This is a genomic window from Brevundimonas sp. T2-11 (assembly GCF_055397675.1).
On record NZ_AP027920.1, the window covers coordinates 297858 to 313265 of the forward strand.

The following is a 15408-nucleotide window of genomic DNA, read 5'->3' on the forward strand; positions in this document are numbered from 1 at the left end:
GATCACGGAAAGAAACCAGCATGCGCGCAGTCCTGTCCAAGGCCGTCGGCGGCCCTGATAGCCTTGTCGTCGAGGAGGTCATGGACCCTACGCCCAAGGCGGGCGAGGTGGTGATCGAGGTCAAGGCCGTGGGGATCAACTACCCCGACACCCTGATCATTGAGGACAAATACCAGTTCAAGCCCGAGCGCCCCTTCTCGCCGGGCGGCGAGGTGGCGGGCGTGGTCGACGCCGTGGGCGAGGGCGTCAAGGGCGTTTTCCGGGGCGACCGCGTCATCGCCGTGCCCGGCTGGGGCGGCCTGGTGGAGCGGCTGGCGGTCCCGGCCACCAGCCTGATCCCCATACCCGAGGGCATGAGCTTCGAGGAAGCCGCCGCCCTGACCATGACCTATGGCACCAGCTACTACGCCCTGAAGGACCGGGCGAAGCTGCAGCCGGGCGAGACCTTGCTGGTGCTGGGCGCGGCCGGGGGTGTCGGCGCCGCCGCCGTCGAACTGGGCAAGGCCATGGGGGCGCGGGTCGTCGCGGCCGCCTCGACCAACGACAAGGTCGAGTTCGCCCTGGAACTGGGGGCCGACAACGGCCTGATCTACCCGTCCGGCCCGATGGACAAGGCGGCGCAGAAGTCGTTGTCGGGCGAGCTGAAGCTGGCCACGGGCCGCGATGGCGCCGACGTGGTCTATGACGCGGTCGGCGGCGACTACACTGAACCCGCGCTGCGGGCCATGGACTGGAACGGCCGCTATCTGGTGGTCGGCTTCCCGGCGGGCATCCCGTCCCTGCCGCTGAACCTGACCCTGCTGAAGTCGGTCTCGGTGATCGGGGTCTTCTGGGGCGCGGCGGTGGCGCGCGATCCCAAGGCCCACGCCGCCAACATGGCCGAGCTGATGCAGCTGTGGAAGGACGGCAGGATCAAGCCGCGCGTCAGCCGCACCTACCCGCTGGAGGACGCCCATGAGGCGATCAAGGCCCTGGGCGACCGTCAGGCGCTCGGCAAGATCGTCGTGACGACCGACGAATGAGCCTCTTGACCCTGGCGGCGGCCGAGCCTGACATCGAAGTCGCCTCCCGGCGTCTGGCGGCGACGGGGCGCACCCGGGTGCCGGCCCTGCTGGGCGAGGGGGCCGAACGACTGCATGCCCTTTTGGCGGATCCGGCGCATGAGTGGTCGCGCGCGATACGCAATCCGTTCGACATGGACGTGCCTGCCGCCGCCTTTGACGCCCAGGCGGAGGCCGATCGACAGGCCGCGTTGCAGCGAATCTACGACGAGGCCCGCGAGGGGTTTCACTTCATCTACGATCGACTGCTGATCCGCCGCTCAGGCGCGGGCGCCGAGCTGACGCCCGCCTTGCTGAAAGCCGCCGCCGACCTGTTCAACAGCGAGGCCTTTTTGACCTTCGCGCGTCGCCTGACGGGCGATGATCGCATTGTTTTCGTCGACGGCCAGGCCACGCGCTATCTGCCGGGACATTTCCTCAACCGTCACACCGACGCCAACGAAGCCTCGGGTCGGCTCTACGCCTATGTGCTGAATCTGACCCCGCGCTGGCGGGCGGAATGGGGCGGTCAGTTGCAGTTCCTGGATGCGAACGGCGAGGTGACGGAAAGTCTGATCCCGGTCTTCGACGCCCTCAACGTCTTTCGGGTGCCGCAGTCTCACGCCGTCTCGGTGGTGGCGCCTTTCGCGGGGGCGCCGCGATACTCGATCACCGGCTGGTGGCGGTCGCAGGCGCCGGTCTAGTCAGCGTCCTCGCGGACACGCTTCAGCGCCGCCTCGGCCTGTTCGTGGTGCTTGCGCTTCACATGGGCGCCGAGCGTGGCCAGGACGGCGGCGATCACCGCCGCGTCGTCGGTGAAGCCGATGCCGGCGAAGATGTCGGGAATGGCGTCCACCGGCATGACGAAATAGGCCAGGGCGCCCAGCATGACCCCCTTGGCCGCCATCGGGGTCTTGGGGTCTTGGGTGGCGTACCAGGCGGCGAGGGCCTGACCCGCGAAGGGGATGCGCGAGGCGGTGCTGCGCAGCTTGGGCCAGAAGCCCTTTCTGACGCGCATCTCATTGACCCTCTGCACCGTGGGGACCAGAGCCTTTTCGGGGTCGATGGCCTCGGCAGGGGAAGCAGGTTTGGCTTTGGCGGTCATGGCCGCTAAATCCTCGCGCAGACACTCGGTTCACCAGAATATAGGGACGATCTTCATGAAACTCGACGGTTCGATTGCGGCGGTGGTGACGGGCGGGGCTTCGGGCCTCGGCGAGGGCACGGCGCGCGCCCTGGCGGCCAAGGGCGTCAAGGTCGCCCTGTTCGACCTGAACGAGGAACGCGGGGAAGTCATCGCCAAGGAAATCGGCGGCGTCTTCTGCAAGGTGGACGTGACCTCGGACGAGAGCGTCGCCGCCGGCTTCGCCAAGGCCCGCGCCGCCCACGGCCAGGAGCGCCTGACCGTCAACTGCGCCGGCGTCGCCACCGGCCAGAAGACCGTGTCGCGCAACCGCGAGACACAAGAACCGCGCGCCCACGACATGGCCCAGTTCGAGCGCACCGTCTCGATCAACCTGTTCGGCACCTTCCGCGTCCTGTCGCAGTCGGCGGCGGGCATGGTCACGCTGGAGCCGATGGACGACGGCGAGCGCGGCCTGATCGTCAACACCGCCAGCGTCGCGGCCCAGGACGGCCAGATCGGCCAGGCGGCCTATTCGGCCTCCAAGGGCGGCGTCTACGCCATGACCCTGCCGGTCGCGCGCGACCTGATGAACGAAGGCGTGCGGGTCAACACCATCCTGCCGGGCATCATGTGGACGCCGATGATGGCGGGCATGGATCAGAAGGTGCAGGACGCCCTGGCCGCCATGATCCCCTTCCCCAAGCGTCTGGGCACGCCGGCCGACTACGCCGCCCTGGCCCTGCACCTGGCCGAGAACACCTATATCAACGGCGAGTGCATCCGTCTGGACGGGGCCATTCGTCTGGCCCCGCGCTGATCCTCAGCGCGGCTGAGGCCGCTATCGCTCGCCGCGCGGCGGCTCGCTGCTTGAGCGGGTTGGCGCGTAGCGGTCATTTTGAACGGCCCTCGCAGCCTTCCTTTCCGGGATGTTGCGGGGGCCGTTTGCGTTTGAAATTTCAGGGCTATTCCAAAAAAAGCAGCAGAAGAGCGGAAAATGAAAAAAGGGGGTTGCGCCTTCTGAGATGGGTCGGCTAAAAGCCCCTCCTCGACGGGGCGCAGCACACTGTTCCCTACGGAGTGCGGGCGTAGCTCAGGGGTAGAGCACAACCTTGCCAAGGTTGGGGTCGGGCGTTCGAATCGCCTCGCCCGCTCCATGTCGAGACTGGAACACGGGGTCCGATCGCAAGATCGGGCCCCGTTTCGCGTTTCAGGGCCCCTTTTCAAAACAATCAGTTTTCAGACGATTTGTCGTCGGACGGTCCGCAAACTGGCGAATCCTCTTCGCGAAATCGTCGCGTCCGCGTCGCCGCGTTTCGTTAGCGAGCGCCCTCGATAACCGCAGTCTGATCGCAGACCGGTTTCATCGGGGAACAAACAAATGAAGCTGGGTCTTCTGCTGGGCGCCGCCGTCGCCCCTCTCGCCATCGCCGGCGCTGTGAGCGCTGAAGAGGTCGTCCGCGCGCCGGACTATAATGAAGGCCCGGTCACGGCCCTGTCGGAGGTCATCGTCACCGGTGAACCGGCGATGCGCAATCGCACGGACGCGGTTGTGCCGACCCTGTCCTACGACCTCGACTACTTCCAGCGTTTTGAACCGCTGACCGCCGGCGACGCCTTGAAGCGCGTGCCTTCGGTGACCTTCCTGTCGGACGTTCTGGAATCCGACGGCGTGCGGATGCGCGGTCTGGATTCCGCCTATACGCAGATCCTGATCAACGGCGAGCGCGTGCCGGGCGCCAATCTGGACCGGTCCTTCTTCGTCGATCGCATCCCCGCCGAATTGATCGAGCGGGTCGAGGTGGTCCGTTCGTCGTCGGCCAATCGTTCGGGCGACGCTGTGGCCGGCGCCATCAACATCGTGCTGCGCGACGCCCTGGCGCTTGACGGCGGCTATGTGCGCCTCGGCGCCTTGAACTGGGACGACAGCGCGTATGGCCAATGGGGCGGGACCTATGGCGCCGTCTGGGGCGGTCAGGTCGGTCCGGGTCGCCTGCTGATCGGCGGCAATATCCAGGATCGCCGCAATCCCAAGCAGAAGTTCAGCGAGCGCTTCAAGGAGCCGAACGGCGAACTGACCGATACCGAAGCTCAGAGCGACGTCCGCGACGGCACCGACTATTCGGCCAATCTGTCGTATGACATGCCGCTGGCCGGCGGCGAGCTGAAACTCGACGGCCTGTTCGTCCGCACCGACCGGGTCCAGGACGAGAACTCGATCGAATATGATGAAGGCAATGTCGACGACATCGCCAAGATGAGCCGCAACCCGCTCGACATCCTGACCGACAACTGGGCGGTGAACGGCCGCTATCGTCGCGACATGCTGGGCGGGCAGACCACCTTCAAACTGGGCTACGCGGCCATCGACGACGCCCAGGACGAACTGGAAGAAGAGATCGACATCGGCGACGAGGTCATCGAGGGAACCAAGGTCCGCAGCCGCATTCAGGACAATGAGTGGCAGGCGGCCCTGGAGCACAAGATCCAGCTGTCGGCCGTCCAACTGGAGTTCGGCCTGCAGTATGCCCGCAAGGACCGCGACACCTCCATCCACGAGGCTGAGGCCGAGGTCGAGAACGAGACTGTTCTGCGTCCCCTGGCTGACAGCGATTACGGCGACTTCGAAGCCGTGGCGGGCGGCCTCAGCACCATCGAGGAAACGCGTCTCGACCCCTATGTCATGCTGTCGGGCGAGACCGGCGCCCTGAAATGGGAAGCGGGTCTTCGCTACGAGACCACGGACGTCACGATCACGGACGAAACCGTCGCCGCCGCCGATCGCGTGCAGAGCAAGGACTACGGCGTCCTGTTGCCGTCGGCGAGCGTTCGCTGGGCGTTCAGCGACGCGGACCGGATCACGGCCTCGGTCGCCCGCACCGTGCGTCGTCCGAACTTCGACTTCATCTCGCCGGCCGTTCTGGAAGGCGAATATGGCGACAACGACTTCCTGGGCAACCCGAACCTGGAGCCCGAAAAGGCCTGGGGTCTGGACCTTGGCTACGAGCGTCGTCTGGGGCGTCGCGGCGTGGTGGGGATCAACTTCTTCTACCGTGACGTCACCGACCTGATCGAGATCACCAATACCGGTGCCTATTCGGAGCAGGCTCAGGACGACTATGACGACGCCATCGACGACGGCGCGACCGAGGAGGAAGCCGCCGAGGAGCTGGTCTCCTATGTCCTGACCGCCAGCAACGTCGGCGACGGCCAGGTCTGGGGCGCCGAGTTCGACCTCTCCACGCCGCTGGACTTCATCGGCATGGAAAACACCGGGGTCTTCCTGAACTACTCCTGGCTGGACAGTTCGGTGGACGACTTCATGGGCAAGCGTCGCTTCAACGCTCAGTCTGACTATGTCTTCAACGTCGGCTTCACCCACGACATCCCGACCTGGGGCGCGGCCTTCGGCGCCACCTATCGCAAGCAGGGCGACGCCAAGAGCCGCATGGTCGGCGAGGAAGTCGTCACCATCTATGGCGGCGATCTGGAGGTCTTCGTCGAGAAGCAGATCGGCGAACGCGTCGTGGTCCGCCTGACCGGCTCGAACCTGCTCGACTCGTCGAAGGACGAGATCTTCGACAAGTTCAACACCATCGAGGACCAGATCGGTCGCGACTACGACGAGTATGAGCTGGAGACCGAGACCGCCGGACCCTGGTTCCAGCTGGTCGCCCGCATGGCCTTCTGAGGCTGCTGGCATCGACATGGAGGGGCCGGGCGGCGACGCCCGGCCCTTTTGCGTTGAGCTTTGGCTTTGGTCGGCATGGCCCCCGGCGCAATCCGGGCCTATATGGAGCCTGGCGGTTGACCCCGCCGGGGTCGGCGCTAGTGTCCGCGCCGTTTCCTTCCCAGCGCCAGACCGATCAGAGGAATTCCATGGCCGACGCCCCCCAGACCTACGACGTGGTGATCATCGGGGGCGGGCCGGGCGGCTATAACGCCGCCATCCGCGCCGGCCAGCTGGGCCTCAAGGTCGCCTGCGTCGAGATGCGCTCGACCCTGGGCGGCACCTGCCTGAACGTCGGCTGCATGCCTTCCAAGGCCCTGCTGCACGCCTCGGAGCTGTATGAGGCGGCCGGCAAGGACTTCGCCGGCATCGGCATCGAGGTGAAGCCCAAGCTGAACCTGCCCCAGATGCACAAGGCCAAGGACGACAGCGTCGAGGCCCTGACCAAGGGCATCGAATTCCTGTTCAAGAAGAACAAGGTCGACTGGCTGAAGGGCCGCGGCCGCATCGCCGGCCAGGGTAAGGTCGAGGTCGAGGCCGCCGACGGCGCCAAGACGACCTACGACGCCAGGAACATCATCATCGCCACCGGCTCCGAGCCGACCCCGCTGCCGGGCGTCGCCTTCGAAGAGGGCAAGGTCATCGACTCGACCGGCGCCCTGTTCCTGCCCAAGGTGCCCAAGCATATGATCGTCATCGGCGCGGGCGTGATCGGCCTGGAGCTAGGCTCGGTCTGGCGCCGCCTGGGCGCCGAAGTCACCGTGGTCGAATACCTGGACAAGGTCGGCGCCGGCATGGACGCCGAGGTCGCCACCGCCTTCCAGCGCGGCCTGGCCAAGCAGGGCATGACCTTCCGCATGGGCACCAAGGTCACGGGCGCCAAGTCGGTCAAGGACGGCGTCGAGCTGACGGTCGAACCCGCCGCCGGCGGCGCTGCTGAAACGATCAAGGGCGACGTCGTCCTAGTCGCCATCGGCCGTCGTCCCTACACCGAGGGCCTGGGCCTGGAGACAGTCGGCGTCACGCCGGACCAGCGCGGCTTCATCGGCCACGACCACTTCAAGACCTCGACGCCGGGCGTCTGGGTCATCGGCGACGTGACCCACGGCCCGATGCTGGCCCACAAGGCCGAGGAAGACGCCGTGGCCGCGGTCGAGCTGATCGCCGGCAAGCCGGGTCACGTCGACTACGACCTGGTGCCTTCGGTCATCTACACCACGCCGGAAGTGGCCTGGGTCGGCAAGACCGAGGAGCAGCTGAAGGCCGCGGGCGTCGCCTACAAGAAGGGCAAGTTCCCCTTCGCCGCCAACAGCCGCGCCAAGATCAACCACGAGAGCGAGGGCTTCGTGAAGGTCCTGGCCGACGCCACGACGGACAAGCTGCTAGGCGTCCACATCTATGGTCCGCAAGCCGGCGAGCTGATCAGCGAAGCCTCGATGACCATGGCCTTCGGCGGCTCGTCCGAGGACATCGCCCGCACCTGCCACCCGCACCCGACCCGGTCGGAAGCCGTCCGCCAGGCGGCCATGGGCGTCGAAGGCTGGACCATGCAGGCCTAAGGCTTTTCAGCTTCTCGCTGGACGCCAGAACGGCGCGCTCCGCACGGGGCGCGCCGTTTTCGTTTGCTGCGTATTGCCGAATCTTAACTTGCCCGGTTGCCGCCCCGACCTCAGCTTCGCCCCGGTTTCGCAAGAGCGAGGGTGAGGCGATGCGTGTGGGAGTCTGGCTGGCGGCGGCGTGGGTGGCGATCGGTTCGGCCGCTTCGGCGCAGGAGTATCGTCCCTCGTTTCAGCCGGATCAGCTGAAGGGACCGCCGGCGGGCGCTCTCAATGAGGTGCTGGTGCTGGGTTCGCCTCACCTGTCCGGCCTGCCGGACAGCTTCCGGCCCGAGCAGCTGGAGCCCTTGCTGGCGCGGCTGGAAGCCTGGCGTCCGACGGCGGTCGCCATTGAAAACCTGTCCGGCCTGCAATGCGACGCCATGCGGCGCTATCCCTCGCGCTACGCCGAGTCGGTCGAAACCTTCTGCTATGATCCGAGCGCCGAGGGGCAGGCCCTGGGCCTCGACGTGCCTGCGGCCAACGCCGAGGTCGAGCGCCTGCTGGCGGACTGGCCCGCCGCCCCGTCGGCGACCCAGCGACGACGACTGGCGGCCCTCTTCCTCGCGGCGGGCGAGCCGTCCTCGGCTCTGGTCCAGTGGCTGCGCCTGCCCGAGGGCGAGCGCCAGGCCCAGGACGGCCTGACAACGGACATGGCGGCCAAGCTGAACCAGCGCATGACGCGCAAGAACGAGTCGAGTCTTCTGGCGGCCGTCCTGGCGGCGCGGCTGGGGCATGAGCGTCTGTGGGCGGTGGACGATCACACGGCGGATTCCGCGACCCGTCCCGAAGAAGAGGCGGCGCAGGCCAAGGCGATCATGACGGCCTGGGACAATCCCCATGTCCAGGCCCGCAAGGACCTGGATCAGCCCCTGTTCGAAAACCTGGCCCAGGCCGACGGCCTGCTGAACGTCTACCGCGCCTACAACACGCCGCAGAACCAGATGCTGGCCTATCGGTCGGACTTCGGGGCGACCCATGTCGAGCCCTCGCCCGAGGCGTTCGGGCGGCGCTACCTCGGCTATTGGGAGACTCGCAACCTGCGGATGGTCGCCAATATGCGCGATGTGCTGGGCCGCTATCCGGGCACGCGGATGCTGACCATCGTCGGCGCCTCGCACAAGGGCTACTACGAGGCCTATCTGAACCAGATGCACGACGTGCGGCTGGTCAGCTCGGACGAGGTTCTGCGCTAGTCGGCGTTTCCTGCCCGCGACTTTGGTCGACGGGTCTCGCAATCGGCCGCGCCTGCGCCCATGTCAGCGGCGTAAGCTTCCTGAGGCAGGGGATAACGGCATGGACCTTCAACTCACCGGCAAGCGCGCCCTGATCTGCGGCGGATCCAGCGGCCTGGGACGCGCTGTGGCGACGGCCCTGGTGGCCGAGGGGGCGCATGTGGCCCTGCTATCGCGCGATGCGATCAAGCTTCAGGCCGTGGCCGACGAGCTGAACGCCATGGGGTCGGGCAGGGCGGTGATCGCCCCTGCCGATCTGGCTGACCATGAAGGGCTGCTGAAAGCCGTCGATTCGGCCGAGGCCGCCCTGGGCGGGCCGATCCAGATCCTGCTGAACAACACCGGCGGGCCGCCGCCGTCGGGCGTGAACGGGCTGGACCCTTCGCTCTGGCGCGATCATTTCGAGTCCATGGTGCTGTCGGTCTTCCGCCTGACGGACCGGGTGCTGCCGGGGATGCGGTCCATGGGCTGGGGGCGGATTTTGAACGTCGCCTCCATTACGGTGATTGAGCCGGTCGGGACCCTGGGCGTGTCCAACACCCTGCGCGCCTCGGTGGCGGCCTGGGCCAAGACCCTGGCGGGCGAGGTCGCGGCCAATGGGGTGACGGTCAACACCCTGCTGCCGGGGCGGATCGACACTCCGCGCATCGAACGCCTGGACGCGGCCCGCGCCGCCGCCACCGGGACCAGCGCGCAAGAGGCGCGTGCGGAATCGGTCAAGACCATCCCGGCCGGACGCATCGGCACGACCGAAGAGTTCGGCGCCGTCGCCGCCTTCCTGGCCAGTCCCCTGGCCGGCTATGTCACCGGGTCGCTGATCCGCGTCGACGGCGGGGCGGTCAAGGCGATCTGAGGCGGCCGCAGTCGCCCGCCGAAGGTCATCTGGCCTCGTCCGTAGTCCAGGACCACGTCGGAAAAACGGGTCAGGATGTCGGCGCCGACGATGATGGCCGGGATCTGCGACAGCCCCAGCATGGCGAAGGCGTGAAGGTCGGCGAACAGCAGGGGCGTCGGCCCGAGGCGGCGGCCGCCCAGCACAAGATCGGTCAGCCGACCGGCCCTGGCCGTCGCCTCCTGCCCCACGACGCCATAGATGGGAATGGGCGCGCTGGAGCGGTCCAGGGCTCCGACAGCGCGCGCCAGGGCCAGATTGCCGATCGAATATTGAGCGCCGCTGTCGACGAAGGCGGCGGCACGGGTCGAGCCGATGTCGATTCGGGCCAGCAGCAAGGGGCGAGGTTCGTCCGTACCGAGAAAGTCCCTGCGGATACGGGATCCGGCGACGATGCCCACGCCCTGGGCCAGATGATCCGCCGACGCGGTCATCGTCACGCGTCGCCTCAGCAGATCGAACCGCAGACGAAAGCGTGACAGGACATCGAGCCCCAGCAGGCCGTCCGCGCCCAACTGGGCGCGCGCGAACACAGGCGCGTTCAGGTCGGCGAAGCGGCGTCCCGAAAAATCCAGCCAGTTGATGCGCACCGTAGGCGACAGCTGGGCGCTGGTGATGCCGTGGACCATGACCGGGCGGTCGGGGATCAGATCAAGGCCGCGCGCCACGGTGTCCGAGATCGCGCTGCGTTCGGCCCCGGTGTCGATAACGAAGACATGGCGTTCGCCGTTCACCCGTACGTGGGTGGCGATGCGTGTGAACAGGTTGGTCAGCAATACGGCGTCGGTGACGGCCGGCGCGGGCGCGGTCGGGTCAACGGTCTGCAGCGGCGCGGCGCCGATGCCGATCAGGCCGGCCATCATGCAGCGACGGGTCGGAAGCGACAGCGACATGCCGGAAGAACGCACGCGGTTTCTCCACCCAGAGTCCGACCCCAGTAGGCGCGCGTCATGGCCGGGATGCAAGAGAGGGGTCAGGCCTTGGGGTGGGCCTCGGCATAGGCGGCCAGCAGGCGGGCGGCGTCGACCTGGGTGTATTTCTGGGTGGTGGACAGGCTGGCGTGGCCCAGGAGCTCCTGAATCGAGCGCAGGTCGGCCCCGGCCCCCAGCAGGTGGGTGGCGAAGCTGTGGCGCAGGGCGTGGGGCGTGGCCGAGGCGGGCAGGCCCAGACGCCCGCGCAGGCGCTGGACCGTGGCCTGGACGTGACGCGGGCTCAAGGAGCCGCCGCGTCTGGCGCGGAACAGGGGCTGGTCGGCTTCGAGGATGAAGGGCTGCACGGCCAGATAGGCGTCCACGGCCTCACGCACCTGGGGCAGGACCGGGGCCAGCCGCATCTTGCCGCCCTTGCCGGTGATGCGCAGGGCCTCGGGCAGGGGGGCGTCGGAACGCTTCAGCGACAGGGCCTCCGAGATGCGAAGCCCGCAGCCGTAGAGCAGGGTCAGGACGGCGCGGTCGCGCGCGGCTTCCCATGGCTCCATGTCGGGATCGGCCTCGGGTTCGTGCAGCAGGCCGCGGGCCTGGTCCTCGGTGACCGGGCGGGGCAGGGACGGCTTGACGCGCGGGCCGCGCACCAGGGCCAGTTGCGGCGCGGGCGTCCCGCAGCGCCGGTCTAGGAAGGCGTGGAAACCCCGTATGGCGGCCAGGGTCTGGCTGAGCGAGCGGGCGTTCAGGGGATGGTCGCCGCTGCGGCGCTCGGCCAGATGGGCGCGGACCTCGGCGGCGGTGACGGCGCCGAGATCAGCCAGCGACTGCTGCCCGCCGCGATGGCGTTCGAGGAAGGCCACATAGAGCCGGCCTATGTGGCCATAGGCCTCCAGCGTATGGGGCGACAGGCGACGCTCGTGCGCCAGATGCTCAAGCCAGGCGAGGAGGGCCTGGTCTGCCGTCAAGCCTGTGTCGGCCATCGCTCGGCCATGCGTTCGACCACGCGAGTGATGAAGGCCACCAGTTCGCAGCCCATGGCCGGGGTGAAGCCGTCGTCCTCATGCGAGCCGAAGGCGCACAGGGCCGGGCGGGCGCCGTCGGCGCCGGGCAGATGCAGGCTCATCCGCACCAGGGCCACCGACTTCACCTCGCCCTCGGCGGGGCCGAAAAGGTCGAGGCCGGTGAAGTTGGGGCCGAGCCATTCCAGACCGTCGTCGCCCAGCAGGGCGTCGACGCGGCCCGGCTCCAGCGCCTTCCAGCCGAAGGGCACGACGCCGGGCTTCTCGAGGGCGATGGCGCCGCCGGCCAGTCCGAAACGAGCTTGGGCCGTGGCGTCCAGCTGACGCGACAGTTCAGCGTGGGTGGTCGCCTCCATCAGGTCCAGGGCCGAGACGTGGGTCTGGGTCTGGGCGGCGAAGTTGGCGCGGGCGATCTCTTCGATCTGCTTGCGGGCGCCGGCCTCGCGCTGGACCACGGCCTCCAGCCGGGTCAGGGCCGCGCGGCCGAAATCGACCACGTTGCGGCCGGTGGCGCGCAGGCCCAGTTCTTCCAGCAGGGTGCGGTCGTCCAGCAGACGATCCGGGTGGGCGTTCAGCCAGGCCCGCACCTCGGGCCAGTGAAGGCCCTCGGCGGCATCGGAAGAGAGGTCCAGGGAAGTGCTCAAGCGGACCTCTTTTGCGGGTCGGGATTTACAGGATCGACTGACCGGTCTTGCCCCAGTCGGCCAAAAACGCATCAAGCCCCTTGTCGGTTAACGGGTGCTTGACCAGGGCCTTGAAAGTGTCGGCCGGCAGGGTGGCGGCGTCGGCGCCGGCGATGGCGGCGGCGGTGACGTGGTCAGGGTTGCGCAGGGACGCGGCCAGGATCTCGGTGTCGAAATCGTGGATGTCGTAGAGGGCGCGGATTTCCTCCAGCAGGCCCACGCCGTCGGCGCCGACGTCTTCCAGACGCCCGACGAAGGGTGAGATGAAGGTGGCGCCCGCCTTGGCGGCCAGCATGGCCTGTGCGGCGGAGAAGCACAGGGTGACGTTGGTCCTGATGCCCTTGTCGGCGAAGGCGCGGGTGGCGCGCAGGCCGTCCCAGGTCAGGGGCAGTTTGACGACCACGTTCGGAGCGATGGCGGCCAGCTTGTCGCCCTCCTTGACCATGGTCTCGAAATCGGTCGCCACGGCCTCGGCGGAAATCGGCCCCTCGACGAGGGCGCAAATCTCAGCGATGACCTCGGCGATGTTCCGACCCGACTTGGCGATCAGCGACGGATTGGTGGTGACGCCGTCCACCATCCCGGTGGGCAGCATGTCCTTGATGACGGCGACGTCGGCGGTGTCGAGAAAGAGTTTCATGAGACCAGTTTTAGCGCCGAGTTGTGACGGAAGCGACCGTCTTTCGCGGTCAGGGAGGTTTCAGGCCCCGTGACCGAAAAAACAGAGTCCAATTCGTCTGAATCGTCTGAAATCGTCCCGTCGAACCGGGTGGAAGGCGGCGATCATGGCAGGGCGCGACGTCGGGATCGGACGTCGGCGTCGTTTCAGTCGCGCGAGGGCGTACGGTGAAGGTCGCCTCTGTCCTCATTCCCCTGCCGGTGCCCGAAGCCTTCGACTATGCGGTTCCAGAGGAAGTGGCGGTCGCACGCGGCGATCAGGTCGCCGTGCCGCTGGGGCCGCGTCTGATCCGGGGCGTGGTGGCCGAGGTGTTCGAGACGACCGGCTCCAACCGCAAGCTCAAGGCGGTCGAGCAGGTGCTGGCCGATCCGCGCCTGCCGGAGCGGACGCTGGACTTCGTCGAATGGGCGGCGCGCTGGACCCTGAGCCCCCCGGGCGAGATGGCGGCGACGGCCCTGAAGGGATTGCGCGCGCCGCGCCCTCGGCCCGAGCGAAGAGTGAAGCGGGTCGAGGGCCGCAGCCCGACCCGCCCCACGGCGACGCGGACGGCGGTGCTGGAGGCCCTGGGGCAGAAGTCGATGACGGCCGCCGATCTGGCGCGGGCGGCCAGTGTCTCGGCCGGCGTGGTCAAGGGGCTGGTCGACGAGGGGGTGCTGACGGTGATCGAGATCGAGGCGGTCGCCGCCTTTGACCCGCCCGATCCCGACCATGCGCCTGCGACCCTGAATCCGGATCAGGCGGCCTCGGCCACGGTCATAGCCGACGCCGTGGCCAGGGGCGGGTTCGCCCCCTTCCTGCTGGACGGGGTGACGGGGTCGGGCAAGACCGAGGCCTATCTGGAGGCGGCGGCGCGGACGCTGCGGCATGATCCGACCGCGCAGATCCTGATCCTGCTGCCGGAAATCGCCCTGACCCAGGCGGTGATCGAGCGCATTTCCGCCCGCTTCGGCGTCACGCCCGCCGAATGGCATTCGGGCGTCGCCCCGCCCAAGCGCCGTCAGGTCTGGGAGGCGGTGGTCGCCGGGCGCTGCAACATCGTGGTCGGGGCGCGTTCGGCCCTCTTCCTGCCCTACGCCAACCTGAGGCTGGTGGTGGTGGACGAGGAGCACGACGGCTCGTTCAAGCAGGAAGAGGGGCTGGTCTATCACGGCCGCGACCTGGCCGTGGCCCGCAGCCGGATCGAGGGGGCGACCGTGGTCCTGGCCTCGGCCACCCCGTCGCTGGAGACCCTGTGGAACGCCCGGCAGGGCCGCTACGGCTGGCTGAAACTGGCGGCGCGGCACGGGGCGGCGGTGCTGCCGGACATCGAGCTGGTGGACCTGCGGACCTGTCCGCCCGATCCGCAGACCTGGCTGTCGCAGCCGCTGCGTGACGCCATCGGCGAGACCTTCGCCAGGGGCGAGCAGAGCCTGCTCTTCCTCAACCGGCGCGGCTACGCCCCCGTGGTTCTGTGCCGCGCCTGCGGGCATCGACTGACCGCGCCGGACACGGATTCATGGCTGGTCGAGCATCGCTACACCGGACGACTGGTCTGCCACCTGACCGGCTTCTCGATGGCCAAGCCCAAGGCCTGTCCGTCGTGCGGGGCCGAGGATTCGCTGGTGCCGGTCGGGCCCGGCGTCGAGCGGGTCGAGGAGGAGGTGCGCCGCCTCTTCCCCGAGGCCCGCACCGCCATCTTCAGCTCCGACACCGTGCCGGACGGCCAGTCAGCCCGCGCCCTGATCCAGTCGATGGCCGAGGGTGAGATCGATATTCTGGTGGCGACCCAGGCGGCGGCCAAGGGCCATAACTTCCCCCGGCTGACGCTGGTGGGGGTGGTGGACGCGGACCTCGGTCTGCGTGGCGGCGACCTGCGCGCCGCCGAGCGCACCTATCAGCTGCTGGCCCAGGCCACGGGCCGGGCGGGGCGGGCGGACAAGCCGGGCCGGGCTCTGTTGCAGACCTGGACGCCGGAACACCCGGTGCTGATGGCGCTGGCGGCGGGCGACCGCGACGCCTTCGTCGAGGCCGAGATGGGCGAGCGCGAAGCGGCGTCGCTGCCGCCGCACGGCCGTCTGGCGGCGATCATCCTGTCCAGCGAGAACGCCATGGCGGTGGAAAAGGTCGCCCGCGATCTGGCCGAGGCCATCCCCAACGCCGAGCGGCTGGAGGTCTATGGCCCCGCCGACGCGCCCCTGGCCCTGGTGCGGGGGCGGCGTCGCAAGCGCCTGCTGGTCCGGGCCGATCGGGATGTGAACCTGCAGGCCTTCCTGCGCGCCTGGCTGGGACGGGTGAAGGTCCCGGCCTCGGTGCGGCTGACGGTGGACGTGGACCCTTATAGCTTCCTTTGAAAGTCTTCCCTTCTCCCGATGGGAGAAGGTGGCGCGAAGCGCCGGATGAGGGTCGAGGTTATCCGTCGGCGCAAGCCGTCGCGCCGGGCGATGAAACGGCTTGCGCCGAAGGTCAGGTCAGCCCCTCACCCTTTCGCGCAGCCGCTCGCTACGCTTGCG

13 protein-coding genes and 1 tRNA gene are annotated in these 15408 nt (G+C 68.3%); 9 read left to right on the forward strand and 5 right to left on the reverse strand.

What is annotated here, in order from left to right; all coding sequences use genetic code 11:
- Positions 1 to 20: 20 nt before the first annotated feature.
- Both ACZ5XO_RS01410 and ACZ5XO_RS01415 read left to right on the forward strand, forming a co-directional pair.
- The gene (locus ACZ5XO_RS01410; protein WP_464163556.1) at positions 21 to 1022 is read left to right on the forward strand and encodes an NADPH:quinone oxidoreductase family protein; all 1002 of its coding nucleotides are present in this window, start codon (positions 21 to 23) and stop codon (positions 1020 to 1022) included.
- On the forward strand, positions 1019 to 1744 hold the full coding sequence (locus ACZ5XO_RS01415) for a 2OG-Fe(II) oxygenase (RefSeq protein ID WP_464163557.1): 726 nt from the start codon (positions 1019 to 1021) through the stop codon (positions 1742 to 1744). The genes ACZ5XO_RS01410 and ACZ5XO_RS01415 overlap by 4 nt, the downstream gene beginning before the upstream one ends.
- On the opposite strand, the gene ACZ5XO_RS01420 is transcribed toward ACZ5XO_RS01415, so the two are convergent.
- The gene (locus ACZ5XO_RS01420; RefSeq protein WP_464163558.1) at positions 1741 to 2145 is read right to left on the reverse strand and encodes a YkvA family protein; all 405 of its coding nucleotides are present in this window, start codon (positions 2143 to 2145) and stop codon (positions 1741 to 1743) included. The two genes, ACZ5XO_RS01415 and ACZ5XO_RS01420, sit on opposite strands and share 4 nt — an antisense overlap.
- Positions 2146 to 2200: 55 nt before the next feature.
- Between ACZ5XO_RS01420 and ACZ5XO_RS01425 the strand changes: the two genes are divergently transcribed.
- The 6 genes from ACZ5XO_RS01425 (at position 2201) to ACZ5XO_RS01450 (ending at position 9576) form a co-directional block, all read left to right on the forward strand.
- Positions 2201 to 2983: an SDR family oxidoreductase gene (locus tag ACZ5XO_RS01425; protein WP_464163559.1), complete on the forward strand. Its 783-nt coding sequence runs from the start codon at positions 2201 to 2203 to the stop codon at positions 2981 to 2983.
- Positions 2984 to 3245: 262 nt separating this feature from the next.
- A tRNA-Gly gene (locus tag ACZ5XO_RS01430) sits at positions 3246 to 3320 on the forward strand.
- A gap of 224 nt (positions 3321 to 3544) precedes the next feature.
- Entirely contained in the window at positions 3545 to 5854 is a 2310-nt protein-coding gene (locus ACZ5XO_RS01435; protein ID WP_464163560.1) for a TonB-dependent receptor plug domain-containing protein, read from the forward strand.
- Between the two features lie 188 nt (positions 5855 to 6042).
- A complete protein-coding gene (lpdA, locus tag ACZ5XO_RS01440) occupies positions 6043 to 7452 on the forward strand; it encodes a dihydrolipoyl dehydrogenase (protein WP_464163561.1) in 1410 nt (469 codons plus the stop codon).
- Between the two features lie 149 nt (positions 7453 to 7601).
- Complete coding sequence (locus tag ACZ5XO_RS01445; RefSeq protein WP_464163562.1) at positions 7602 to 8684, forward strand: DUF5694 domain-containing protein; 1083 nt, start codon at positions 7602 to 7604, stop codon at positions 8682 to 8684.
- A gap of 100 nt (positions 8685 to 8784) precedes the next feature.
- On the forward strand, positions 8785 to 9576 hold the full coding sequence (locus ACZ5XO_RS01450; protein ID WP_464163563.1) for an SDR family oxidoreductase: 792 nt from the start codon (positions 8785 to 8787) through the stop codon (positions 9574 to 9576).
- Here ACZ5XO_RS01450 and ACZ5XO_RS01455 read toward each other — a convergent pair.
- The 4 genes from ACZ5XO_RS01455 to fsa all read right to left on the reverse strand — a co-directional run bounded on the left by ACZ5XO_RS01455 (position 9522) and on the right by fsa (position 12880).
- Complete coding sequence (locus tag ACZ5XO_RS01455; RefSeq protein WP_464163564.1) at positions 9522 to 10523, reverse strand: aspartyl protease family protein; 1002 nt, start codon at positions 10521 to 10523, stop codon at positions 9522 to 9524. The two genes, ACZ5XO_RS01450 and ACZ5XO_RS01455, sit on opposite strands and share 55 nt — an antisense overlap.
- Positions 10524 to 10588: 65 nt before the next feature.
- Positions 10589 to 11518 (reverse strand): tyrosine recombinase XerC, encoded by a 930-nt coding sequence (locus ACZ5XO_RS01460; protein WP_464163565.1) that lies wholly within the window; start codon positions 11516 to 11518, stop codon positions 10589 to 10591.
- Positions 11500 to 12201 (reverse strand): DUF484 family protein, encoded by a 702-nt coding sequence (locus ACZ5XO_RS01465; RefSeq protein ID WP_464163566.1) that lies wholly within the window; start codon positions 12199 to 12201, stop codon positions 11500 to 11502. Before ACZ5XO_RS01465 ends, ACZ5XO_RS01460 begins: the two co-directional genes overlap by 19 nt.
- 25 nt (positions 12202 to 12226) lie before the next feature.
- Complete coding sequence (gene fsa, locus ACZ5XO_RS01470; protein WP_464163567.1) at positions 12227 to 12880, reverse strand: fructose-6-phosphate aldolase; 654 nt, start codon at positions 12878 to 12880, stop codon at positions 12227 to 12229.
- Between the two features lie 206 nt (positions 12881 to 13086).
- Here fsa and ACZ5XO_RS01475 point away from each other — a divergent pair, with 206 nt between their 5' ends.
- Positions 13087 to 15249: a primosomal protein N' gene (locus ACZ5XO_RS01475; protein WP_464163568.1), complete on the forward strand. Its 2163-nt coding sequence runs from the start codon at positions 13087 to 13089 to the stop codon at positions 15247 to 15249.
- Positions 15250 to 15408: the final 159 nt, after the last annotated feature.

What these genes read in the sequence shown, in the direction of transcription:
- ACZ5XO_RS01410 (WP_464163556.1), top strand. Translation starts at nt 21, where the DNA reads ATGCGCGCAGTCCTGTCCAAGGCCGTCGGCGGCCCTGATAGCCTTGTC.
- ACZ5XO_RS01415 (WP_464163557.1), top strand. Translation starts at nt 1,019, where the DNA reads ATGAGCCTCTTGACCCTGGCGGCGGCCGAGCCTGACATCGAAGTCGCC.
- ACZ5XO_RS01420 (WP_464163558.1), bottom strand. Translation starts at nt 2,145, where the DNA reads ATGACCGCCAAAGCCAAACCTGCTTCCCCTGCCGAGGCCATCGACCCC.
- ACZ5XO_RS01425 (WP_464163559.1), top strand. Translation starts at nt 2,201, where the DNA reads ATGAAACTCGACGGTTCGATTGCGGCGGTGGTGACGGGCGGGGCTTCG.
- ACZ5XO_RS01435 (WP_464163560.1), top strand. Translation starts at nt 3,545, where the DNA reads ATGAAGCTGGGTCTTCTGCTGGGCGCCGCCGTCGCCCCTCTCGCCATC.
- lpdA (WP_464163561.1), top strand. Translation starts at nt 6,043, where the DNA reads ATGGCCGACGCCCCCCAGACCTACGACGTGGTGATCATCGGGGGCGGG.
- ACZ5XO_RS01445 (WP_464163562.1), top strand. Translation starts at nt 7,602, where the DNA reads ATGCGTGTGGGAGTCTGGCTGGCGGCGGCGTGGGTGGCGATCGGTTCG.
- ACZ5XO_RS01450 (WP_464163563.1), top strand. Translation starts at nt 8,785, where the DNA reads ATGGACCTTCAACTCACCGGCAAGCGCGCCCTGATCTGCGGCGGATCC.
- ACZ5XO_RS01460 (WP_464163565.1), bottom strand. Translation starts at nt 11,518, where the DNA reads ATGGCCGACACAGGCTTGACGGCAGACCAGGCCCTCCTCGCCTGGCTT.
- fsa (WP_464163567.1), bottom strand. Translation starts at nt 12,880, where the DNA reads ATGAAACTCTTTCTCGACACCGCCGACGTCGCCGTCATCAAGGACATG.